The 22,134-nt window shown below is 34.0% G+C and carries 26 protein-coding genes; 19 read left to right on the top strand and 7 right to left on the bottom strand.

Annotated elements, in window-relative coordinates; genetic code table 11:
* Window positions 1–7 precede the first annotated feature (7 nt).
* Window positions 8–1,405 carry a cobyric acid synthase gene (locus tag GFS03_RS11630; RefSeq protein ID WP_153424234.1) on the bottom strand — a complete coding sequence of 466 codons (1,398 nt, stop codon included), beginning with the start codon at window positions 1,403–1,405 and terminating at the stop codon, window positions 8–10.
* Window positions 1,406–1,440: 35 nt separating this feature from the next.
* On the opposite strand from GFS03_RS11630, the gene cobS reads away from it, so the two are divergent.
* Together cobS and GFS03_RS11620 are read left to right on the top strand one after the other, a co-directional pair.
* Window positions 1,441–2,205, top strand: coding sequence for an adenosylcobinamide-GDP ribazoletransferase (gene cobS, locus GFS03_RS11625; RefSeq protein ID WP_153424233.1), 765 nt, complete (start codon window positions 1,441–1,443; stop codon window positions 2,203–2,205).
* Window positions 2,178–3,095, top strand: a complete 918-nt coding sequence (locus GFS03_RS11620; protein WP_153424232.1) for a cobalamin biosynthesis protein — start codon at window positions 2,178–2,180, stop codon at window positions 3,093–3,095. Before cobS ends, GFS03_RS11620 begins: the two co-directional genes overlap by 28 nt.
* Here GFS03_RS11620 and GFS03_RS11615 read toward each other — a convergent pair.
* Window positions 3,024–4,061 carry a zinc-dependent dehydrogenase gene (locus tag GFS03_RS11615; RefSeq protein WP_153424231.1) on the bottom strand — a complete coding sequence of 346 codons (1,038 nt, stop codon included), beginning with the start codon at window positions 4,059–4,061 and terminating at the stop codon, window positions 3,024–3,026. The two genes, GFS03_RS11620 and GFS03_RS11615, sit on opposite strands and share 72 nt — an antisense overlap.
* A 41-nt stretch (window positions 4,062–4,102) precedes the next feature.
* On the opposite strand from GFS03_RS11615, the gene GFS03_RS11610 reads away from it, so the two are divergent.
* The 4 genes from GFS03_RS11610 to GFS03_RS11595 are packed head-to-tail and all read left to right on the top strand — an operon-like array spanning window position 4,103 to window position 7,948.
* Entirely contained in the window at window positions 4,103–4,651 is a 549-nt protein-coding gene (locus GFS03_RS11610) for a M48 family metalloprotease (protein WP_153424230.1), read from the top strand.
* An 8-nt stretch (window positions 4,652–4,659) separates the two neighbouring features.
* Entirely contained in the window at window positions 4,660–6,792 is a 2,133-nt protein-coding gene (gene cutA, locus GFS03_RS11605) for a glyceraldehyde dehydrogenase subunit alpha (protein ID WP_153424229.1), read from the top strand.
* A 3-nt stretch (window positions 6,793–6,795) separates the two neighbouring features.
* Entirely contained in the window at window positions 6,796–7,254 is a 459-nt protein-coding gene (locus GFS03_RS11600; RefSeq protein WP_153424228.1) for an RNA-binding protein, read from the top strand.
* On the top strand, window positions 7,247–7,948 hold the full coding sequence (locus tag GFS03_RS11595; protein WP_153424227.1) for a polyprenol monophosphomannose synthase: 702 nt from the start codon (window positions 7,247–7,249) through the stop codon (window positions 7,946–7,948). Before GFS03_RS11600 ends, GFS03_RS11595 begins: the two co-directional genes overlap by 8 nt.
* Here GFS03_RS11595 and GFS03_RS11590 read toward each other — a convergent pair.
* Complete coding sequence (locus tag GFS03_RS11590; protein WP_153424226.1) at window positions 7,926–8,246, bottom strand: winged helix-turn-helix transcriptional regulator; 321 nt, start codon at window positions 8,244–8,246, stop codon at window positions 7,926–7,928. The genes GFS03_RS11595 and GFS03_RS11590 overlap by 23 nt on opposite strands.
* A gap of 60 nt (window positions 8,247–8,306) precedes the next feature.
* Between GFS03_RS11590 and GFS03_RS11585 the strand changes: the two genes are divergently transcribed.
* Both GFS03_RS11585 and GFS03_RS11580 read left to right on the top strand, forming a co-directional pair.
* Window positions 8,307–9,263, top strand: a complete 957-nt coding sequence (locus GFS03_RS11585; RefSeq protein WP_153424225.1) for an ornithine cyclodeaminase family protein — start codon at window positions 8,307–8,309, stop codon at window positions 9,261–9,263.
* The gene (locus GFS03_RS11580; RefSeq protein ID WP_153424224.1) at window positions 9,236–10,378 is read left to right on the top strand and encodes a PLP-dependent aminotransferase family protein; all 1,143 of its coding nucleotides are present in this window, start codon (window positions 9,236–9,238) and stop codon (window positions 10,376–10,378) included. Before GFS03_RS11585 ends, GFS03_RS11580 begins: the two co-directional genes overlap by 28 nt.
* Here the strand turns inward: GFS03_RS11580 and GFS03_RS11575 are convergent.
* A complete protein-coding gene (locus GFS03_RS11575) occupies window positions 10,375–10,740 on the bottom strand; it encodes a hypothetical protein (protein WP_153424223.1) in 366 nt (121 codons plus the stop codon). The two genes, GFS03_RS11580 and GFS03_RS11575, sit on opposite strands and share 4 nt — an antisense overlap.
* A gap of 90 nt (window positions 10,741–10,830) precedes the next feature.
* Between GFS03_RS11575 and GFS03_RS11570 the strand changes: the two genes are divergently transcribed.
* From GFS03_RS11570 to GFS03_RS11560, 3 genes are read left to right on the top strand one after another with little or no spacing between them, the layout of a single operon-like run.
* Window positions 10,831–11,184, top strand: coding sequence for a hypothetical protein (locus tag GFS03_RS11570; RefSeq protein WP_153424222.1), 354 nt, complete (start codon window positions 10,831–10,833; stop codon window positions 11,182–11,184).
* Between the two features lie 20 nt (window positions 11,185–11,204).
* Entirely contained in the window at window positions 11,205–11,675 is a 471-nt protein-coding gene (locus tag GFS03_RS11565; protein ID WP_153424221.1) for an AAA-associated domain-containing protein, read from the top strand.
* Between the two features lie 47 nt (window positions 11,676–11,722).
* On the top strand, window positions 11,723–12,466 hold the full coding sequence (locus GFS03_RS11560; RefSeq protein WP_153424220.1) for a VIT1/CCC1 transporter family protein: 744 nt from the start codon (window positions 11,723–11,725) through the stop codon (window positions 12,464–12,466).
* Here GFS03_RS11560 and GFS03_RS11555 read toward each other — a convergent pair.
* Together GFS03_RS11555 and GFS03_RS11550 are read right to left on the bottom strand one after the other, a co-directional pair.
* A complete protein-coding gene (locus GFS03_RS11555) occupies window positions 12,463–13,389 on the bottom strand; it encodes an MBL fold metallo-hydrolase (RefSeq protein WP_153424219.1) in 927 nt (308 codons plus the stop codon). The two genes, GFS03_RS11560 and GFS03_RS11555, sit on opposite strands and share 4 nt — an antisense overlap.
* Window positions 13,390–13,415: 26 nt before the next feature.
* Window positions 13,416–13,667: a hypothetical protein gene (locus tag GFS03_RS11550; RefSeq protein ID WP_153424218.1), complete on the bottom strand. Its 252-nt coding sequence runs from the start codon at window positions 13,665–13,667 to the stop codon at window positions 13,416–13,418.
* 98 nt (window positions 13,668–13,765) lie between these two features.
* Here GFS03_RS11550 and GFS03_RS11545 point away from each other — a divergent pair, with 98 nt between their 5' ends.
* The 7 genes from GFS03_RS11545 to GFS03_RS11515 all read left to right on the top strand — a co-directional run bounded on the left by GFS03_RS11545 (window position 13,766) and on the right by GFS03_RS11515 (window position 20,046).
* Entirely contained in the window at window positions 13,766–14,947 is a 1,182-nt protein-coding gene (locus tag GFS03_RS11545) for a glycosyltransferase (protein WP_153424217.1), read from the top strand.
* Entirely contained in the window at window positions 14,944–15,552 is a 609-nt protein-coding gene (cas4, locus tag GFS03_RS11540; protein ID WP_153424216.1) for a CRISPR-associated protein Cas4, read from the top strand. The genes GFS03_RS11545 and cas4 overlap by 4 nt, the downstream gene beginning before the upstream one ends.
* Window positions 15,553–15,583: 31 nt before the next feature.
* Entirely contained in the window at window positions 15,584–16,786 is a 1,203-nt protein-coding gene (thiD, locus tag GFS03_RS11535) for a bifunctional hydroxymethylpyrimidine kinase/phosphomethylpyrimidine kinase (RefSeq protein ID WP_153424215.1), read from the top strand.
* Entirely contained in the window at window positions 16,783–17,664 is an 882-nt protein-coding gene (gene rbsK / locus GFS03_RS11530) for a ribokinase (RefSeq protein ID WP_153424214.1), read from the top strand. Before thiD ends, rbsK begins: the two co-directional genes overlap by 4 nt.
* A 90-nt stretch (window positions 17,665–17,754) precedes the next feature.
* A complete protein-coding gene (locus tag GFS03_RS11525; protein ID WP_153424213.1) occupies window positions 17,755–18,441 on the top strand; it encodes an MBL fold metallo-hydrolase in 687 nt (228 codons plus the stop codon).
* Window positions 18,434–19,156 carry a class II glutamine amidotransferase gene (locus tag GFS03_RS11520; RefSeq protein ID WP_153424212.1) on the top strand — a complete coding sequence of 241 codons (723 nt, stop codon included), beginning with the start codon at window positions 18,434–18,436 and terminating at the stop codon, window positions 19,154–19,156. Before GFS03_RS11525 ends, GFS03_RS11520 begins: the two co-directional genes overlap by 8 nt.
* A gap of 41 nt (window positions 19,157–19,197) precedes the next feature.
* Window positions 19,198–20,046: a zinc ribbon domain-containing protein gene (locus GFS03_RS11515; protein ID WP_153424211.1), complete on the top strand. Its 849-nt coding sequence runs from the start codon at window positions 19,198–19,200 to the stop codon at window positions 20,044–20,046.
* Window positions 20,047–20,048: 2 nt separating this feature from the next.
* Here the strand turns inward: GFS03_RS11515 and GFS03_RS11510 are convergent, their stop codons facing one another.
* Window positions 20,049–21,032, bottom strand: coding sequence for a histone deacetylase family protein (locus GFS03_RS11510; RefSeq protein WP_153424210.1), 984 nt, complete (start codon window positions 21,030–21,032; stop codon window positions 20,049–20,051).
* 41 nt (window positions 21,033–21,073) lie between these two features.
* Between GFS03_RS11510 and GFS03_RS11505 the strand changes: the two genes are divergently transcribed.
* Complete coding sequence (locus GFS03_RS11505; RefSeq protein WP_153424209.1) at window positions 21,074–22,129, top strand: M24 family metallopeptidase; 1,056 nt, start codon at window positions 21,074–21,076, stop codon at window positions 22,127–22,129.
* The last annotated feature ends 5 nt before the right edge of the window (window positions 22,130–22,134 follow it).

Here is a 22,134-nt window from a genome sequence, read left to right as displayed (position 1 = left end):
TAAAGATTCATTGCTTATAAATTTCAACTATTTCGTCAATATGTAAATATTTCCTTAAAAATTGTTCTACACGAATTGCTTGCTGTTGAATCTCGTCTACCATTGATTGTGAGTAAATATCAATATTGAATTCCTTCAGTAATTTTTTCATTCCGTCAGAAAAAAGACTTCCGTGTACACTTAACCCAACAATCCTACCTTTCCTTGCCCCATCTTCAACACTTACTTTTTCACCATTTCTCAAGGTTATTTCAAGTAAGGGCTTTTCGTTTAGGTACTTTACTACTCCCCTTCTAATTTCATAACCATTTATTTCGCCGTATTCAGAAACACCAGAACTCATGGAAATAACTTTAGCCATGTTATAGTGTATATGGAGGTCAAATACTCCTAAACCTTCATATTCTATAGGATATCCAGCCTCAATTCCATAAGGATCTACAAGCTTTTTACCTAAAAGCTGAAAACCACCACAAATACCTAAAATATTCCTAGTTTTTTGTCTTAGATACTCCACGAATCCATTTTCAACTAACCATTTTAACGATTCTAAAGTGTTCCTACTACCTGGTAAAATTACCAGATCAGCCTTGGCAATTTCTTTAGGCTTTCTCACAAAGGATACATGAGCATTAGATTTAGCTAAAGCATAAAATTCATTGAAATTGCTCATATAAGGATAGGCTATTATTACAACTTCCGCATCGCCCTCACCAAAATTGTAAATATTCATGGAATCTTCAGGCATTATAGGAGCCTCACTGAGAAAAGGCAAATAACCTAAATATCTCATCCCAGTTTTCTCTTCAAGCCATTTTATAGCGTCATATAGAAACTTTTCGTCTCCTCGAAACTTGTTAATAATGAATCCTTTCAAGTTCTCTCTAACGGATTGAGGAAGCATCATATAAGTGCCATATGCTGATGCAAACGCACCTCCCTTGTCTATATCTAATACTAAAATAGCTGGAATTCCCTTCTCTTTCATTACTTTTATTGCCGTAATATCCTTATCAATAAAATTTGGTTCTCCTATACCTCCTGCAGCCTCTATTACAATATTATTTGTTAAGAGTTGTGATACTTTTTGCCACAATGCATTGGTTGCTAAATTATAATACTCATTACCATTCATAATACCAAGCGAGTTTCCCATAAAGATTACTTCAACGCCTCTACCCATTGGTTTGAGCAAAATCGGGTTCATATACCTTTCTGGTCTTATTCCAGCTCCCCATGCTTGGTAAGCTTGTATGAACGCTATTTCTCCACCGTCCCAAGTTGAAATACTATTTAAAGACATATTTTGAATTTTAAGTGGTTTTGCATTTAAAATCCTAACTAGCCCAGTGGTTACAAACGATTTACCTGAATCACTCATGGTTGAGGCTACTATTATTGACACTTAATCATATCAACTTTGCCAATAAATAAATCCGTATGCGATTAAAAAGAATACTTGCGTTGTTCTCGTTTTTTACCGCAATTCCAGTTAGGAGTAACGCGTCGTTAGAGGAAATTGCAGAATATTCCTACATATCGCCACTAATTATTGGCATATCGTTAGCATTAATAGAAAGTGTAGTGTATGCTCTCTTATATAAAATTCTTGGAGATCTTGCTGGAATAGTATTACTAGGTGTAATAGAAATACTTAGGGGATTTAATCATCTAGACGGTTTATTGGACTTAGGAGACGCATTAATGACAAAAGGAGATAGGGAGAGGAAGATAAAAGCATTAAAGGATGTTGAAATAGGTTCTGGAGGTATAGGTTTACTTTTAGTATATCTATCGATTCAAATAGTAGCGTTAATAAAGCTAGGTTTTTTCTCACTATACGCTATACTCTATCTAATCTCATCTAACGTACTCTCGGTGTCAATAAGCCTTTACATAGTTTCAACCATAAGACCAATTCCGGAAAGTAATTTAGGGAAAATCTTTCACAATAAATTGGAAGGAAAATCTATAGTATTACTTCTTGAATCAATTCCGTTTATTTCATTATATAATGTAATAGTTTTTCTAGTATTCTATGTAATAATGTATAAGATTTGTGGATCGCTTGGAGGATCTTCTGGTGATATAGCTGGTGCATCAATAACTCTTTCCTTCCCACTATTCCTATTAACCAATGAGATAACCAATTTAAATTACTCATTACTATCTATCCTGTGTTACTTATTCTTGCACTTGCATTGATATGGGATCTTACGATTTCAGAACCACCTATTTATATACATCCTGTAGTTTGGACTGGGAAAATATCAGAAGCGTTAATTAAACCCTACAAGGGCTATTTCTACGGAGCTCTCTTGTGGATAATATCGGTTTTACCCCCATTATTTATTTTTGTATATTTACCAATAGCTATGCCAATTCCAATTTACCTTAAAATAATAATCTTAGTATTTTCATTAAAAACAACATTTTCAATCAAAATGCTTTATGAAATTGTGAAAAAAGGATCGAGCTTAGACGACCAAGCTAGGTACTATGCACAACAAATTGTCAGAAGAGATTTAAGTAAAAGCGATAAAGGTCATATAGCTTCTGCGCTAATCGAATCACTATTTGAGAGTACGGTAGATGGAATAACTTCCCCAATATTCTGGTTTCTTATCTTTGGAATGTTTGGAGCAATGTTACAAAGACTTGCAAATACAATGGATAGTATGGTAGGGTATAAGACTATAGAGCTTAGAAAAGAAGGTTGGATCTCGGCGAAAATCGACACTATACTTAATTATCTCCCAGCTAGGCTGACTGGAATGATAATGCTAACAGCAGGCTTAATCTTAGGACTTAACGTAAAACAAGGATGGAGAGCACTTAGAGAGACAAAAATGGAAAGTGTAAATGCTAAATACCCTATAGCTATTGCTGCAGGTTTACTAAACGTGAGTTTAGAAAAGATTGGACACTATAGAGTAGGATATGGAAATTTACCAGACGAAAAAGATATTAAAAATGCACTAAGGTTATTTAAATTAAGTCTAATCTTATACTTTCTTCTTATCCTAACTATATATTATTACCTTTATGGCATTTCCCTCCTTGGCTACCCTTACGGCCTCATTGAACTCATCTAAAGGAAATCTATGAGTTATCAGCTTAGATACATCAATTTTCTTGTTAGCTATTATAGATAATGCTTCTCTTGTGTCCTCTTCCACAGCAGCATTACTAGGAATTATTGAAATTTCATTATTTAAGAGATCACTAATGTCATAATTAAGTATCGTTCCCTTATATGGCACTCCAAATAACAAAACTCTACCACCTTTTCTAGTAGCATTAAGACCAGAGATGATTGCAGAAGGAGAACCAGAAGCAATTATGGTAACATCAGCACCTCTGCCATAAGTTAATTTCCTAACTTCATCCACTACATTAACTTTCCTTGCGTCAAACGAATAATCAATACTTACCTTGTATCCGAATTCAACTCTGTACTCACTTACATCTGATGCTATAACAGTTCCCGCACCATTTACCTTAGCCATCATTGCATGTAGTAACCCCATAGGACCTATTCCAACGATAAATACTGTATCATCCTTGTTAATTGTTACTCTCCTTTGTGCTCTAATAACAGTAGCTAAGGGCTCTATAAATGCACCTTCTTCGAAGCTTACATTTTCTGGTAACTTTAATATTCCACCTCTTGAAACGTTCCAAGCTGGAACTCTGAAGTATTCCGAAAATCCACCAGGATCTAAGTTGGTTTTTCTATAATATGGACACATCGTTGGACTTCCCTTTTTACAATAGTAGCATTCATAACATGGAACGTGATGATGAGCAAAAACTCTATCTCCAGGCTTTAACCAATCCACTGTGGATTCTTGGATTACTCCAGCTGGCTCATGGCCTAATATCGGTTGCGATGCAGTATATTGCCCATAAATCTTCTCTATGTCAGTCCCACACAATCCGCAAGCCTTCATTTTAACTAATACGTCGCCTTGCTGCAGTTTAGGTAATGGCAGCTCTTTTATTTTGACCTTTCCGTTTTCCATAACTACACTTTTCATGTGTGAGAATCCCTCCACCATTTTAAAAAGGAATATATGGTAATACTTACGCTATATTAATTGTGGATTTAATTATTACTTTCGGTTTACTCACACTGGTTATTTTGCTTGAATTCATCATAGTACCTGCAATAATGCTTAAAAGGACAATAAGATTTTCCACCATATGGAATTATCCTATATATATTGTAAACTCTAATGAAGTAAATGCATACTCTCTGACCTCAGTTTGGGGAAAATTTATCGTTATAACTAGAGGATTAGTGAATGGAGAAGATGAGGAACATATAAAAGCAGCTATCATGCACGAAGTTGGGCATTTAAAGTTAAATCATCATGTTAAAATGAGCCTTTATATAATTTCGATAATCGTAACCTTTTCTTACCTTCTTAATTTTAATTTATTTGCATTAATTCCTTTTGCATTTTTCGCCTTGTTTATGCAAAGATATTTCCAAAGGAGATTTGAATTAAGTGCAGATAAATTTGCCTTAAGATTTACTAATAGAAGATTATTAGAAGATTTAATAATTAAATATAATGTGAAAGAAACTACGTTTTTATCTACACATCCTAATATTCACGTAAGGCTTAAAAACATCAACCAATAGATTAATTTGTGTACGTTGGTAAACCCATCAAGCGAATTGAAGATTCTAAATTCTTAACTGGACGCTCAACATATGTTGATGATATAGAATTTCCAGGAACATTATTTGTGGCATTTCTTCGATCAGTTAAACCGCATGCCAAAATAAAAATAAGGAAGACCAGTGACAATATATTCACCGGTGAGGATATAAATCCCGGTAGTGATTTCCCAATACCAGTCGAGGAGACTACTTACGTTGGTCAACCATTAGCAATGGTAGTAGCAAGAGATAGATATGAGGCTTATGATTTATTGGAGAGTATAGAAATAGAGTACGAGGAATTACCTTTCGTTATCGATCCACAAGAGGCTTTAAAGAATGATGTAAAAGTTTACACTAAGAAGGAGTCTAACATTTACGAGTATAAGAAATGGGAAGCGGGAAACACTGAGGAGAGTCTTAAAGAGGCTGACCTAGTAATTAATGGAGAGTTATATAACCAGAGAGTAATAGCTAATCCCTTAGAAACCAGAGGTATTTTGGCTCACTTTGATGGAAATAGGTTAAATGTATGGTCATCTACCCAATCTGCACATTACTTAAGAAGAAACCTTATGAACTTTCTAGGAATTGATAACATAAGAGTGATTCAGCCAGATGTGGGAGGAGCTTTTGGGAGTAAAATAATAGCTCATCCGGAAGAATATGCCGTAGCTAAATTAGCCTTAAAATTGAAGAGACCTTTAAAGTGGATACCCACTCGCTCTGAGGAAATGCAGAGTGCCGGTCACGGAAGAGATAAGAGATTAAGGTTTAAGGTTGGAGTAAAGAGAGATGGCACAATACTAGGTATAGAAGGTACTATAATTGCTGATTTGGGTGCACCTTATCCAGATGCAAATGACGATGAAATAGGCAATGTTCACAGCACAATTAGAATGATGTTGGGACCTTATAGGATTCAAAACGTAAAGATAGAGGAATATGCAGTGAACACAAATAAGGCACCAACTCAGTCCTATAGGGGAGCTGGGAGACCTGAAGCTACATATTTTATAGAGAGAATAATTAACATAATTTCGTTAGAACTAGGAAAAGATGAATTTGACATAAGAGAAAGGAATTTGATTAGAGAATTACCGTACAAGAACGCCTTAGGTATAACCTATGATTCTGGGGATTATATGGGACTACTGAATAAAGCAAGAGAATATTACCAGTCGCTGAAAAAGGAAGCTAATGTGGATGAATGTGTAGGTTCAAGTATGTATGTAGAGATAACAGCATTTGGTCCCTGGGAGACCGCTAGAATTCTAGCTAAGAGTGATGGAAAGATTATAATAATAACTGGTAGCGGTCCGCATGGGCAAGGTGATGGAACTGCTTTTGCACAAATAGTGGCAGATGTTTTAGAGGTACCAATAGAGAACATTGAGGTTAGATGGGGAGATACAGATATAATTTCAGACGGAATTGGAACTTGGGGAAGTAGAACATTAACAATTGGAGGCTCAGCGATGTATAAGGCTGCTGAGGAATTAAAGAGAAGATTGATTGAGGTTAGTGCAAAAATGTTAAATGCAGATGCGGAAGAGATAGAATATAAAAATGGTATATTTTCTCATAAGAAGAGCGGTAAGAGTATTACTTTGAAGGAGGTAATCCAGAACGCCTATTCGATGGGGTATTCCTTAGATATAACTTATGTCTATAATGTGACTAAACCAGGTTACACTGTACCCTACGGAGTTCATATGGCCTTAGTTAAGGTAGATAAGGAGACTGGAAGTGTAAGAGTGAGAAAATACGTTGCGCTTGACGATGTAGGAAAAGTTGTAAATCCATTACTTGCTGAAGGCCAGATAATTGGTGGAGCTGTACAAGGGATAGGTCAGGCTATATATGAAGAGGCAATATATAGCAAGGAGGGATATTTACTAAATTCAAATCTAACTGACTATGGATTTCCAACTGCAATGGAAGTCCCAAGGATTGAGTGGCATTACATAGAAAAGGGGTTGTCAAGTCACCCTACTAATTCTAAAGGAATAGGTGAGGCTGGGGCAATTGCCTCAACTCCAGCAGTGATAAATGCGATAGAAAAGTGTATCGGAAAAAGAATACTCAAAATGCCTACAAAACTAGAAGAGGTTATTTGATTCATGCAAAGACACGTTATGTCGTCAAAGGATGCTAAGATCTTCATTAGCAAAATAAAAGAGAAGTATAATATTGATATTTCAAATGCTAAATTAGAGATAGGTAAGGAGAAAAAGGAAACATGGTACTACGTAAACGATATTTTAGCTTTCTTTAACGACCTAATTCCTACGCTTTGTGCAGTAATGAAACTAAAGATAAGCTTACCTTATGTAATTATAGATGAGGGAGCTGTAAAGGCGGTCAGTAGAGGAGCTGATCTTTTCACTCCGGGTATAGTAGAATATGGTTGTGAATGTAAAGAGAATGATATTATTTTGGCTAAAACCAAGACAAATTTACCTGTTGCAATATTAAGAGTTTTAATTCCAAAGGATAAGGCTTTAGTTGAAAAGAGAGGAAAGTTTGCTATCAATCTTCATCACGTAGGGGATACGATATGGGAGATGTGTAATGGTTAATTTTTCTATCGTTATACCTACTTATAATGAAAGAGACAATATCATAAAACTAGTAAAGGAGATAAACAGAATAGTACCCTATACCTCGAGAATCCTCATAGTAGATGATAATAGCCCTGATGGAACCGCATCAGTACTACAAGGTTTAAACATCAATAATCTAACTATATTCGTAAGATATCATGAAAGAGGCCTAGGATCAGCACTAAGATATGGGATTAAAAAAGCAATAGAACTGGAATCTGATTTCATAGTTACAATGGACGCAGATTTTAGCCATGATCCAAAATATTTACCAGAGATGATGAAGATTGCCTTAAATGAAAATTGCGATCTAGTCATAGGTTCTAGATATATAAAAGGAGGTGGGATAGAAAATTGGCCATTTAGCAGAAGAATTATAAGTAAGGGAGCTAACTACTTATTTAAATTGATTTCACATTCGCCCATAAACGATAATACTTCAAATTATAGAATATACTCACGCAAAGCAGCTTTATTGGCGTTAGAATGTGACACAACAAATGGTTATGAATTTCAAATATGCTCTATATTCAAAATTATAAGAAATAATCTCAAGTTTAAGGAGTATCCTATTATTTTCACAGATAGGAAAATTGGAAAAAGTAAACTAAATTTTAGAGAAATTTTAAATTGGTTCCTTTATATAGTTAAGCTTTCCCTTTCTTCTTGAGTTTTTCTAACTCTCCTTTAATCGCCTCTATTTCCTTTTTAAGTAATGTTATTTCGTTCTCATGATTCTCTAAGGTTTTTAACAATTTCGTGTTGTCTAGATGTTCTTCCTTATCTTCCTTAAGTCTTATATTACCATCTTGATCCATATCAACTAATCCTAGCCTTTGCAGTTCCCTGGCATATCCCTTAGCAGTCTTTGGAGATACTTTTATTTCTAGCGCTAGATCTTTTACGTTTATACTACCCTTGTTTTTTAGAATATTTACTATATCTTGAAGCCTAGGAGTAAGTTCCATATATAATAGCTAATAATAGAATCCCTTTTAAGTATAAAGTCATATCAAATTAAGAGTGAATTGACACTACTACTAAAGGAGAATGATGTAATAAATTTACTGGATTACAAACAAATTTATGACTCATTACTAAACGCATTTTTACTTTTTGAGAATAAACTCGCAATAAATTTAGAGAGAAGTAGGATATCATTTCACGGGACTACTCTAACGTTTCAAGCTGCGGCTATGGAAACCTATATGGGATACAAAACTTTCATTTCAGGAAGCCATTTAACGTTCTTATATGATACCTCAGGTAATTTATTAAGCATAATAGAGTCCGATAGACTCTCACAAGTTAGAACTGCTGTATTGTCAATCCTAGCAACTGATTATATATATGGAGATTTCTCCTCACTAGGAGTAATTGGTTTGGGAAAGTATGGTCTAGCAATTGTTGAGATTGCAAGCCAACTAAGGAAAGGAATTAAAATTAATATCTTCACTCCCTCCCAACAAAGAATGGAAAAAGCCTTATCTATATTTAAAAGTGAAGGTATAGATACCTCGCCTAAAGATTCCATTAAAAAAGTTTGTGAAGAAAGTGAGGTTATAACAACTATAACTAAGGCTAAGGATCCGTTTTTAAAATTAGAATATGTAAACCATAGGAGGATACACATTAACGCAATGGGTTCTAATATACCAGAAAAGATTGAGATTTTTCCAGAGGTAATAAAAGCGTCAAATTTGATCGTAGTTGAAGAACTTGAACAGAGTTTAAAGGAGTCTGGAGAGTTGATCATTGCAAAGAAAATGGGAATGTTAGATATGAGTAAGATAGCTCTCTTGTCGTCAATACTATCTAGAAGAATTAATGTAACTAGAGAGGGAATAACTATATTCAAATCTGTAGGTATAGGTCTTGAAGATTTAGCGGTAGGGAAACTTATCTATGAAAAAGCTTTAAGTAAAGGTTTAGGTACTGAAATAGAGGTAAAGGGAGTTTGGTATCGAGAATCGGAAAAGAAATAGAGATTTCACCAGTCGAATTAGGATCGCAAATAGCTAAGAGAGTTAAAATTAACATGGCTAGTGGAACACCAGATCCTAGGAAAATGCCAATAAAGGAAATTGAAGAAGCGTATAATGAAGTCTTAAACGAATTTGGCCCAAAGGCATTATTTTACCCTGGAGCTGGAGGACAAGAGGAACTTATACGACAGATAGAAGATAAATTTCTGCCTCTTCTAAAATTGAGTAAGAGAAAAAGTGAGAGAATAGTTGTTACAAGCGGCGCACAACATGCAATGGAATTATTAGGCAAATATTTCCTAGAGAATGATGTTATAGCTGTTGAAAATCCAACTTTCATAGAAACTTTCAACGCGCTAAAATTGAGAAGTTCCTCTGTAATTCCAATATCGTTAGAGTCATCGGGAATTAACGTTGATGAGCTCGAAACCTTGTTGAAAATTATTAAAATTAAATTATTATATGTTATTCCAAATTGTCACAACCCAGCTGGAGTCAACATGTCTGAATGCAAAAGAAAGACGCTAGTAGAACTGGCTGAAAAATATGACTTCTATATCATAGAAGATGATCCATATAGACCAATAGCTGGAGAAATCCCAGATCCGATAAAGAACTATGATAACAACGGTAGAGTAATATATGTAAGTAGTTTTAGTAAAATAATAGCGCCTGGGTTAAGAGTAGGATTTCTCATAGCAAAAGAAGATATAGCTGAAAAAATTAGCTTAATGGAACAATTAGACTTCTCTACGTCAACCATAAATCAATATGTAGTAGCTAGATTACTAAGAAAAGGAATTTTAACTGAGAGATCAAAAGAACTTTTTGAGTATTATAAGAGTAAAATGAGAGTATTAATTGACTCCCTCATAGATAAAGGATTAGACAAGTTTAATGAGCCTAAGTGCGGTTTCTTTCTTCTCCTAGATGTAGGTAAAGATAGTTGGAACGTTTTCTATAAGGCTGTAGAGAAGGGTTTAAGTTTTGTTCCAGCAAAACCTTTCTTTTTAAGGGGAGGAGATACAATGGCTAGACTAAGTGTCTCGGTTGCAACTAAAGAGGAAATAATTGATGGAGTCAGAATCCTTAATGAAGTCTTAAGAAACGGTTAACCGAAGACCACTTCTTCTACTTTGGAAATGAAATCCTTTACTTGATTCTCGTAAAACGGAATATCATCCTGGTCCACGTTTCCACCTAAATAGCAATCGTAATGCAATGTTAATCCTAAGCTCCAGTAATATTCTACCCAATCTCCCAATATGTTAGATAGTTCCTTTACAACCTCACTTCTTGGTTTATCTTGCAAAGAGAAATAATAAGCTAGGAGTTTTATTCCAGCATTTATTGCCTCATACAACATTTCGCACACTACCATAGGAGAATCAACTGTGCTACTGAGATCATAGTAGAATTTTGATGTTGAAATGAAATATGTATAAAATTCCTTTTTAGACTCATTTAATGCTTCCACGATATTATACTTGTACAGTATTATTTTAAAAAGTAAGCGTCGTGCTACTACACTTTAATAATGGAGAATAAGAATAATATATGAAATAGAATGAAATTAATTTACTTCTCACTTATCTTGACTGCAATATCCCTATTAATAGGGAGCATAATGTTATTAAATTTGGTACCGAGAATTCTCACAATCGGTACATTAGCTATTGTAGCATTTCTAATTATATCTTTATTCACTATTAATAAATATGCTGTGTTAAAATACATATTATTGATATTGGCAATATTAGCTATAATTATCTCATCATCTTCTAAGGCACATATACAAGCTTTTAGAGAATTTGGCCAATCGCTGTATATAACGACACTGGATATTTTAATGATTTTAGGTTTCTATGTAGGTCCCATCTTATATATAGTAGCACTCTTTAGAGATAATTTAAAAAAGTAAGAGTGGTATAATTTAACTCTGTGGAAGTTATAGATCCACATGCGAGAGTAGCAGATTTAGTAGGACTTTTGTACTCATTAGAAAACACGTTTAATGGAAAAACAGACCTATATATGTTAGAAAAAGAAATGGAAGTAGACTTAGATGATTTAATGCCAATAGTATATACCGCTAATTCCTTAGGTTTCATAACAGTGGGTGAGGGAGACATAATAATAACTGACAAAGGAATGGAATTCCTTAAGTCAAATCTTAAAAGAAGGAAGGAAATCATCAGAGATTCGATAAAGAGAATTGAACCGTTTAAAACTACATTAGAATTGAAATATTTTACAATAGAAGAATTGAAATATGTTCTTGAAAAGAAAGGAATCCAGGTTTATAATAGTCCAGAGGGCCTTTATGATTTACAAATTACTTTAGTGGAATGGGGGATCTATTCTGGATTACTAAAAAAGGAAGGAGACAAGTTTATTGTAGTTACGACTTAGCGTAATGCTAGAGAAGTATATAAATTAATTAATGTAAGAAGAATTTTATGGATCGAGAAAAAGGGGAAGAGCTTGTTCATTATATTCATGAAGCTGACACATTTAGGACTAAAGTCTTTGGTATACAAGATGGCTTAATAGGAGTAGGTGCTATTGTCCTAGGAGCCGCTGGGTTCTCCCATGATGCGATTGCAGTATTGGTAGCTGGTTTAATTGCAACGATTGGACAAGCGTTTTCCATGGGTATTGGAGAGTACATTAGCACAAGAGTTAGAATGCAAGTAATTCAGAACGAGATAAGAAAAGAAAAATATCAGTTAAAAAAGTTCCCAGATATGGAAAAACAAGAGTTAATTGAGTTTTATACGAAGAAGGGATTTAATAAGGAAGTTTCAGAAAAAATAGCAGATTACTTACTCAAAAATGAAGATGTAGCATTAGAGGAGATGTTAATGCACGAACTTAAAGTATTCCCAGAAGAGTTTGAGAGCCCAGCCAAACTTGGTTTCCTTATGTCGCTTTATTTAATAATAGGAGGGCTTATACCAATATTGCCATTTGCAGTAAGCAATTACTTTAAGCAATTTGGGTTTAACTTGGCTTTAATTACTTCAATATTGCTAGTGATTTTAACTCTTGGAATATTTGGCTCATTAGGCACCAAATACACCGGATTAAGAAAATATAGGGGAGCTTTAGAGCAAATAGGTACTGGAATAATTGCACTTATGGGAAGCTATGTAGCTGGTATGATATTGGCACACTTTATACCAGTTTCATACTTACCTTAACTCTCTCCTGCATTTAATAAATTAGCTAATCCTCTTGGTATCTTTGCTGGTCTATTATCTTCCTTAAATAATTCTTTTCTCCTTGCTTCCAATATTAATGGCTCTAAATTTAAATATCCAGCAGCAGTAGTTACCCTTACGCCTAAGTCCTTAGCAATATCATAAACTGGTTTTAAAATACTAGCATAGTTAATGTCCCTCAAGACGTGATGATCAATAATTACCGTTTCAAGTCCATTCTTAACTATTTCCTCCATATTTTTAATTGACTTTTCTAGTTCCTCTTCTTTTAATGCTCTACCTAAAAGATAGCTTAGGGGACCATCAATTATAATAGTCTTTGGCATCTTTTCCTTTGTGAATCTTAAATGGATGTCTTTTGGAGCTCCCTCTATATCAGAAGTGAATATAACTGTTGAGTCCTTATCACTTATCGCAACTTGAATCACGTAGCCTAATCTTTCATCAGCCCCGTGTGGAACTGCTGGAGAAAAGGAAATAACAGTATGACCAAGTTCAAAAGTCCTACCATCCGCTATTTCTATTTTACTTGGTTTATCTTTTATAGATCGTAGGAATCTAGGGGCTCTCCTATATTTTTGACTATTATTTATCATATTTTGAGGATCTTTTATAAATACTATCTTATTCTTGTAAATGTCTATTGGTATGACGTATCCGGGATCATGATGATCATAATGATAATGAGATACTATTATTACATCAACATCTTTTGCAATATCTACTAAAACCTTAGCCAATTCCATTAGCCTATCTACTTCTCTTTGATGAGGAGGAAGATTATATCTTCTTGGGGCTAATGAAATAGCTGGATCTACCAGCACTCTGAGATCATTAGTTTCTATAAGAGTTGCTTGGGATCTTACACCTAAACTTTCAAACGCTATTGGAGTAATTTTCATTTAAAAATACCTTATGTCCTTTACGATTAAAATCTAATAGTAGAAATGTCAAGTGTAATTTCTCTTAAATCTTTCCTAACGTTTTCTATGTCAATTTTAGCCATTCTAATTCCATAATTGGTCCTTTTCTTCTCTATGCATTTACCTAACCCATATATTGCAAATCCAGATATGGTAGTTATATGAAATGGGTCATCTAGGCCAAGAGCTATAAATCTTCCTACTCCTTGAATTACTCTACCCCTTGGCTCATAATCACCCAATAATTCCTTAAACATATATACATAATTGATTTCTAAGATTAAAAGAGATTTGAGCATCAGAAGAGTATGACGATAAACAAAATATATATTATCAGACATGGGTATGAAAAATAATGCTGGAAATTCTGCTAATAACGTTAAGTAGTATAGTATCTTCATGGACTGTGTATAATGGTATATTATCAATAATCGGCGTAACATGGAAACCATTTGAGAGTAAAAATCATAGTGGAGTAACCTTTAGTCTAATAGTTCCAGCCAAAAATGAGGAAAGGGTGCTTCCTAGGTTATTAGACCGACTTGTAAATCTGGAATATGACAAATCTAAATACGAAATAATAGTAGTAGAAGATGGATCAACTGATAGAACTGTCCAAATCTGTAAAGAATATGAGGCAAAATATAACAACCTTGTAAAATGTTATAGTCTTCTAAGAGCTAATGTACCAAATGGGAAAAGTAGAGCATTAAACTTTGCCTTGAGCATTAGTAAGGGAGAAATTATCGGTATATTTGATGCAGATACGGTACCGAGATTGGATATTTTAGAATACGTTGAACCGAAATTTGAGGATAGTAACGTGGGTGCTGTTCAAGGAAAACTAATTCCAATAAATGTGAGGGAAAGTGTAACCAGTAGATTAGCGGCAATCGAAGAATTGATATACGAATATTCGATAGCCGGAAGAGCTAAGGTTGGTCTATTTGTACCAATTGAAGGAACGTGTTCTTTCATAAGGAAGAGTTTGATAATGGAATTGGGAGGATGGAATGAATATTCTCTAACTGAAGATTTAGATATTAGTCTTAAAATTGTAAATAAAGGTTACAAGATTATTTACTCTCCAACTACTATTAGTTGGAGAGAAGTTCCAGTTAGTTTAAGAGTTTTAATTAGACAAAGGTTAAGATGGTACAGGGGACATCTAGAAGTACCTTTAGGCAAGCTTAGAAAAATCGATCTAAAAGTGATAGATGGAATGCTGATAGTGCTTACCCCATTCTTCATGGTCTTGAATCTCGTGAACTATTCTTTGGTATTAGTATACTCTTCGTCATTATACATTGTCGCAGCTAGTTTAGTTTCTTTAGCCTCTCTGCTTTCGTTAATACTTATAATCTTGATAGCAAGAAGGCACATGATAGAGTACTTCTATATGATACCGTCATTCATTTATATGAACTTTATTGTCGCACTAAATTTCACTGCAATATTTTTAGAGTTAATACGAGCACCAAGAGTATGGATAAAGACTGAAAGAAGTGCAAAGGTTACGGGAGAGGTGATAGGATGATAACTGAGTTTCTACTAAAAAAGAAATTAGAAGAACAGTTGGGCCATATAAAGGAAGAGAATGCAATATATGTAACAGATTTGGTAAAATGCCCCAGAAAAGTAAAATATGAAAGTGAATATAAAGAGCTCGCAATCTCTCAAGTTTATACACCTTCAGCTATTTTGGGAGATATACTACATCTTGGTCTTGAAAATTTATTAAAAGAAAACTTTACTGCAGAAACTGAAGTGGAAACTCAGAGAGAGATTCAAGTTCAAGGTAAAGTTTACAAAATTAAAGGAAAAGCAGATGCGATAATTAAAAACGATAATGGAGAAAGTATAATAATTGAGATAAAAACTTCTAGGAGTGATAAAGGATTACCTTTAATCCATCACAAGATGCAACTACAGATATATTTATGGTTGTTTAGTGCAAAAAAAGGGATACTAATTTATATAACCCCTGATAGGATTGCGGAATACGAAATAAATGAACCTTTAGATGAAGCAACAATAATAAGACTTACAGAAGATACAATAACGTTAAGGAACTCACCTAGATTTAATTGGGAGTGCAAATATTGTATATTTTCCGTAATTTGTCCAGCCAAACTAACCTAAAATTAATATTTTTCATCGGTATAATTGAATTGTGCACACTAGACCAGTAGTAGCCACAATAGCTGGTAGTGATAGTGGGGGAGGTGCTGGATTACAAGCTGATCTAAAGACATTCACTGCATTGGGAGTTTTTGGTACAACAATAATAACTGGCTTAACTGCGCAGAATACAAGAGCAGTTACCAAAGTATTAGAAATACCACTAGATTTCATTGAAGCTCAGTTTGATGCAGTTTGCCAAGATTTACGACCGACTCATGCAAAAACGGGTATGCTAGCATCGAGTAAAATAATAGAACTTGTACTGAGAAAAACTAAGGAGTGCAATATGAAACTAATTCTAGATCCTGTAATGGTTGCTAAATCTGGATCACTATTGGTAACAGAGGATATTTCAGAACAAATAAGAAAGGCAATGAAAGAGGCTATAATTTCTACCCCCAATAGATATGAAGCTGAGATAATAACCAATATTAAGATCAATAGTCAATACGACGTTATAAAAACAACAAGAGAAATCTACTCTAAATATGGGAACGTGGTAGTTAAGGGATTTAATGGAGTGGACTACGCTATTATTGATGGAGAGGAAATAGAATTAAGGGGAGATTATGTTGGCACTAAAAATACACATGGCAGTGGAGACGTATTTTCAGCCTCCATAACTGCATATCTTGCCTTAGGAAATAAACTTAGGGATGCAGTAATTAAAGCTAAAAAATTTGTTTCGCTAGCTATCAAATACGGTTTAGACTTAGGAGGAGGATATGGACCAGTTGACCCTTTTGCACCTATAGAATCCATAGTAAAGAGAGAAGAGGGAAGAAACGAACTAGAAAACTTACTTTGGTACTTAGAGTCCAATCTCAACATTACACTTAAGCTAATTAACGATACTTCTAAAGTAAATGTAGCATATATGACAAAGTATAATGACGTGCTAAGTTTAGCTGGAGGCTTAATAAGATATTTGGATAAAACAAAGATCGACGGACCAATCCTTAATAACGTAAGTAACGAAATAACTAAAATCATGAAGGAAACAGCTGGTGAAAAAATAGGGATATTATTACCATTAACTGATAAAATACTGGACGCAGCAGAAAAAGGTAAAATAAAATTAAGTAAAAGTGGTATTAATGGTGACGCAATATTACGAGAGAATATGGTATTAATCGTTGCTAAGGATAAGGATGAGTTAATAAGAAAGTTAAAAGAGGTAGCCCTAGGTTGATAGTTGTAGTAGGGAGTTATAACGTTGATGTAATATTAAGAGTAAGCAAAATACCAGAAATTGGCGAAACTGTAATAGCTGATGAGGTATACGTAACTCATGGAGGAAAAGGCTCAAACCAAGCAGTATCGGCTTCGAGATTGGGAAGTCATGTTAAGATAATAGCTGCAGTGGGAGATGACAAGCATGGAATGAATGCAATTGAATTTTGGAAATCGGAAAATATTGATGTATCTAAAGTTAAGATAAAGAATGGTATAAACACTGGTGCCGCATACATATTTGTTGACAAGAGAGGTAGAAATATCATTGTTGTAAACAGAGGTGCGAACTATTATCTCTCAGAAGAGGATTTAAATAACAGTCTTGAGGGCGATATATTGTTAATGCAATTGGAGATAAAAGAGAGCGTAGTTAAGAAAGCAGCTAAGGAATTTAACGGAATAAAAATACTTAATCCTGCTCCAGCAAACCTTAAAGACACTGAAATCTTGTCATTGGTAGATATTATAACACCTAATGAAATAGAGTTTAAAGAGTTAGTAAATACTGATGATTTTGAGTACGGCTTAAATATATTACTAAAGAAAGTAAAAAAGGCAGTAATAGTTACATTGGGGGAAAGAGGAGCATTATTAGCAACTAAGAATGGGAAAAAGGTACTTATACCATCACCTAAAGTAAACGTTATCGATGAAACTGGAGCTGGTGATGTCTTTAACGCAGCACTTTCCGTCTATCTTGAAAAAGGATACAATCTTGAGACCGCAGTTGAATATGCAAATAAGGTAGCAGCACTTTCCGTAACTAAGATAGGAGCTTTAGGACCAAAATTAGATGAGGTGGAGAGATTCCTTGAAGAAATCGATGATGCGTGAAAGGAAAAGTAATAAAAGAAAGGAGCAGGAACACTGTACTGTAGGGTTTTGTGATTTAGATTTTGTAGATATAACGGAGCGTGATGATATGTGAAAATAACTTTTGTTGGAACAGGCGCTGGTTCTAGCTTAGGGTTAAAAAGGGTTAAATCTAGTATACTAATCAACGATAAAGTACTTCTTGACTTAGGTCCTGGAGCTGAGTTAAGATTAGAAGATACAAGAATAAATCCAAAAGCTCTCTTTATTACTCATTTGCATGTTGACCATTTCAGTGGAATTTTCGACTACTTAGTACAAAGGAAAATAAGACAAATTCCAGATTTAGAGATCTACTCCCCTAAAGGCTTCTTAGAAGTACTAAACCCATGCATTAAAGTAGGAAATAATATTTCAGCAAAAATATACGAGGCTAATTTACCCAGTGGTAAAATTGACGAACTGGAAATATATTCGATTCAAGCTTGTCACTCAATTTATGCTGTTAGTTACATTATAAGTGATGGTAATACGAGAGTACTATATACCGGTGACACTAAAGAACCTTGTAATACTATACTAGAAAACGCAAAAGATGTAGATTTGATTATTCATGAAGCGACTTGTATAAATGACTGTACTGCTTGGGGACATACTTCAATCAAACAATTATTTGAATTATTTGGTAATAAGAGAATTATTGCTACTCATATTCCAGCTGAGATTGAAGAAAAAATAATAAGCTTGACTAGTAATAAAATAATTATTGCTTTTGATGGGTTGTCATTAAATGTGTAGAATTCTAGCTTTTCACACTAAGGGAGAAATTTTAAAAGAATACGTTAACGCATTGATAAAGGCAAGTAGAAATGATATTTTCTCTAAGTATGGTAGTCACCCTGATGGATGGGGTCTAAGTGTATTTCTCAAGAGAAATGATAAATGGAAGGTAATTTATTATAGGTCAGAAGATCCGTTATATGAAGATCCTAACGTTAACTATCTAATTGATGTTGCCAAAGGAGAAGAGATAATTGGAGTAATTCATGCAAGAAAAGCAGGCAGAAAATTTTTGACTGGATTATCCCATGTTCATCCCTATTACATGAGGGCAAATCTCTATGATCTCTACTTTGCTCATAATGGTTCAGTTAATAGAACGAGCTTTAGGGATAGTAATAGACCATTTACTGATAGTTATCTAATTCTAGAGGAAATTAAGGTACTAATAGAGAATAATATGTCTCCATTCGACGCTTATGTAACTACTCTAGATAAACTAAAGGACTACTCTACTAGCTTAAATTCCGTATTAATTTATTACAACAAGAAAGAAGGACCCTCTCTTTTAGTTGGATATTATTACAATAAGAATAGATTATCAAAAGAGACTAATGAAGAGTATTATAAGCTCTATACAGACAATAATGGATACGTCTTTTCATCAACAATAAAATATTATCTAGGAGTAAATGCAGAAGAACTTATAATGGGAAGTATTATGCATCTTTGAGAAGTATAAATTCTTAAGCATGTAGATTATAATATTAATTTATGAAGGAGAGTCTCATAGAAGCAAAAGTTATAGATTATGGTAAATTAAAGGATATTCAAAAGGAAATTGTATATTACAAGCTCTATGTTGACGCGTTAAGAAAGAAGGGGATTAAGGAAAAAGTAGATCCACCTCCTACCTTGCCCAAATCTATTGTAACTTCAATACTTACTGGGGGAACCCCCAGAGATGGACCTCTACAGATAGAATTAGTTAGCAATAATATAATAAAAATTAAAGAATATAATACGTTAGTGAAAATACAAAGTGATTCCAAACCACCGTTATATGCGATTGTAGAATATAAGGATAGCGATATAAAAGTATATTTAGCTTATCATGAGGACCCTAGCATTGTTGGAGTAGACTTGGGTTTACGTCACCTAATAACAATTGTTGCATTAAAAAATAGTAAGCCATGGAAAGTAAGATTCTTTAATGAACCTAAACTTATGGAGTATTTTGTGAATTTTTTAAGTGAAAATCAAGGAATTATTAAGCTAGAAGAAATGAAGACTAACGCTAGAAAAATCATTCACGAAGCTGTAAGCTTTATTGAAGAATTAGAACCAAAAATAGTTGCAATAGAGAATTTGGAGTATTTTGATACAAAAACAGGTAAAGGATTACGAGCCTTACAGAATATGTTAGAAAACGAGATACGAAGGAGAGGTATTAGATATAGAAAAATAGACCCATATAATACATCAAGAGTATGTGCAAGATGTGGCTACAAGAAAGGTGAAATACTAGGTTCTTTATTTGTATGTCCAGCTTGTGGATACAAAGCAGATAGAGATTATAATGCTGCATATAATATAGCACTAAAATGTTACTACACTTGTTAGCGCTAGATACTCCAATAATTCCTCAAAATTTGCTTTTCTTCACTTAGATAGTTCATAAACCTGGACCTAATCGCATCAGTTGATTTATATTTCTTATACTCTATTTCCACGTTTGCAAATCCTTCTAAAAATGCCTTTAAACCTCTTACTAAACCCTTATCATAACCTCCCTCTAAAACCGCATATTTCCTAGGAAATTTGTTACTGATTATACCAAAATTATAAAACGTGTACTCAGTAGCGTTAACTGAAGACAGACCATCACCAACATAAGAATCAAAACCAGCAGAGTACGCAATAACTGTTGGTTTGAAATCATCTAGAATAGCTTGAATAATTGGAATTAACTCATCATATAAATCATCACTACCTAAAGGAGGTATCAGTAAGTTAATTTTAGTCCCTTCAGCGTCCTTTCCACCAACCATATTCGCAAAACCAGTTCCAGGATAGATAGTTCTAGGATCTTGATGGATATCAATATGCAAAATATCTGGATCATCATAAAAAATCTCTTGCGTTCCATTACCATAATGCACATCAAAATCAATTATAGCAACTCTTTTCAACTTATACTTCTTAATAGGATATGCTATATTGTTGAAAATACAGAAGCCTAAAGTAGGAGCACCAAAAGCTTTTCCATTAATTCCAGCATGATGACCAGGAGGTCTCACTAATGCAAATCCATTAGTCTCAAAAGCCTTTAATGCGCCACCCAACGCATAAAGAGCAGTTTCGTAGGTGTACTTGTTAGTATAAGTATCTGCATCTAAATTCTCTTCTAACTGAGAGTGTTTTTCAACTAATTTAACGTAATCTTCCGAATGAACTATTTGAGGATCATTAACCCTAATAGGTTTTTCAAACCTGACTTCAAGTTGATTAATCGCAGATAATGCCTTGTCAATTCTATTAGGGTTTTCCACATGATACTTTTTTGAAGCGTGATACTTGTATATGTCATTATAAACAATGGTTATCATTTAGCCTATCTTTTTATAACACGTCTATTTAAGTTTAAAACATGGATCGAATACAGAGACTACAAAAAGAATTAGAGAAGACTGACGCAGATTATTTGATAATTGGAACTACTAGTAATATGTTCTACTTAATAGGATTTTCGGAGGAACAGATGGAAAGGCCACTTTTGCTTTTTGTCACTAAAGACGATTACTTCTTACTTGTACCAAAACTCTATGAGGAGCAATTAAAGCAATTTCCACTTATCGTTTACAGAGATGGAGAGGATCCATATTCCAAACTAAATTTAAAAGAAAATTCCAATATTTTAATTGATGATACAATATTTTCACTATTTACTATAGAAATACTAAATAGATTCAAACCTAGAAGAATAGGTAGAGCTTCTAGCATATTGCGAAAACTTAGACAAGTAAAAGATGATGAGGAAATAGAAAAAATGGAGAAAGGTGTTAAAAAAGCAGAAGAACTTATTTTAGAATTTGTACCAACCATTAAGGAAAATATGACAGAATGCGAAATAGAGAGAAAACTAAAGAGTTTCTTAATTGAAAATGCTGGTAATATCTCATTTGATCCAATAGTGACCTCTGGGCCTAATTCTTCGATGCCACACTTGAGGTGTAGTGATAAAAAGGTAAAACGAGGTGAGGTAATAGTTATAGATTATGGGATAAAGTACGAGGGCTACTCAACTGATACCACAAGAGTATTTTCATTAGGTAAACCTAACGATACTTTAGTTTTAGAAATTGTAGATATTGTCAAAAATGCAAATGAAGAAGCCGAAAAACATGTAAGAGAGGGTATGAGAGCTAAGGAGATTGATCATATTGCCAGAAAAGTCATAACTAGTAAAGGATATGGGGACTATTTTATTCATAGAACTGGACACGGTATAGGTATTGACGTTCATGAAGATCCATATATCTCTCCGGATAATGATAATGTAATAGAGCAAAACATGGTGTTTACCATAGAACCTGGGATTTACCTACCGGGAAAATTTGGGATAAGGATAGAAGATGAAATAGTAGTAAAAAAAGTGTATGGGAAAACGTTAAACATGTTACAAAAAGAATTATACATTCTATAAATTCA

Source organism: Sulfolobus sp. E5-1-F, from assembly GCF_009601705.1.
Lineage (GTDB): Archaea > Thermoproteota > Thermoprotei_A > Sulfolobales > Sulfolobaceae > Saccharolobus.
The sequence above is the reverse complement of the archived record's forward strand: the minus strand, read 5'-3'. Positions and strand labels throughout refer to the sequence as shown.

Coding starts and splice junctions, on each gene's coding strand:
- cobS (WP_153424233.1), top strand. CDS start 1,441: ATGCGATTAAAAAGAATACTTGCGTTGTTCTCGTTTTTTACCGCAATT.
- GFS03_RS11615 (WP_153424231.1), bottom strand. CDS start 4,061: ATGGTGGAGGGATTCTCACACATGAAAAGTGTAGTTATGGAAAACGGA.
- GFS03_RS11600 (WP_153424228.1), top strand. CDS start 6,796: ATGCAAAGACACGTTATGTCGTCAAAGGATGCTAAGATCTTCATTAGC.
- GFS03_RS11595 (WP_153424227.1), top strand. CDS start 7,247: ATGGTTAATTTTTCTATCGTTATACCTACTTATAATGAAAGAGACAAT.
- GFS03_RS11590 (WP_153424226.1), bottom strand. CDS start 8,246: ATGGAACTTACTCCTAGGCTTCAAGATATAGTAAATATTCTAAAAAAC.
- GFS03_RS11570 (WP_153424222.1), top strand. CDS start 10,831: ATGAAATTAATTTACTTCTCACTTATCTTGACTGCAATATCCCTATTA.
- GFS03_RS11560 (WP_153424220.1), top strand. CDS start 11,723: ATGGATCGAGAAAAAGGGGAAGAGCTTGTTCATTATATTCATGAAGCT.
- GFS03_RS11555 (WP_153424219.1), bottom strand. CDS start 13,389: ATGAAAATTACTCCAATAGCGTTTGAAAGTTTAGGTGTAAGATCCCAA.
- GFS03_RS11550 (WP_153424218.1), bottom strand. CDS start 13,667: ATGTTTAAGGAATTATTGGGTGATTATGAGCCAAGGGGTAGAGTAATT.
- GFS03_RS11545 (WP_153424217.1), top strand. CDS start 13,766: ATGCTGGAAATTCTGCTAATAACGTTAAGTAGTATAGTATCTTCATGG.
- cas4 (WP_153424216.1), top strand. CDS start 14,944: ATGATAACTGAGTTTCTACTAAAAAAGAAATTAGAAGAACAGTTGGGC.
- GFS03_RS11520 (WP_153424212.1), top strand. CDS start 18,434: ATGTGTAGAATTCTAGCTTTTCACACTAAGGGAGAAATTTTAAAAGAA.
- GFS03_RS11515 (WP_153424211.1), top strand. CDS start 19,198: ATGAAGGAGAGTCTCATAGAAGCAAAAGTTATAGATTATGGTAAATTA.
- GFS03_RS11510 (WP_153424210.1), bottom strand. CDS start 21,032: ATGATAACCATTGTTTATAATGACATATACAAGTATCACGCTTCAAAA.
- GFS03_RS11505 (WP_153424209.1), top strand. CDS start 21,074: ATGGATCGAATACAGAGACTACAAAAAGAATTAGAGAAGACTGACGCA.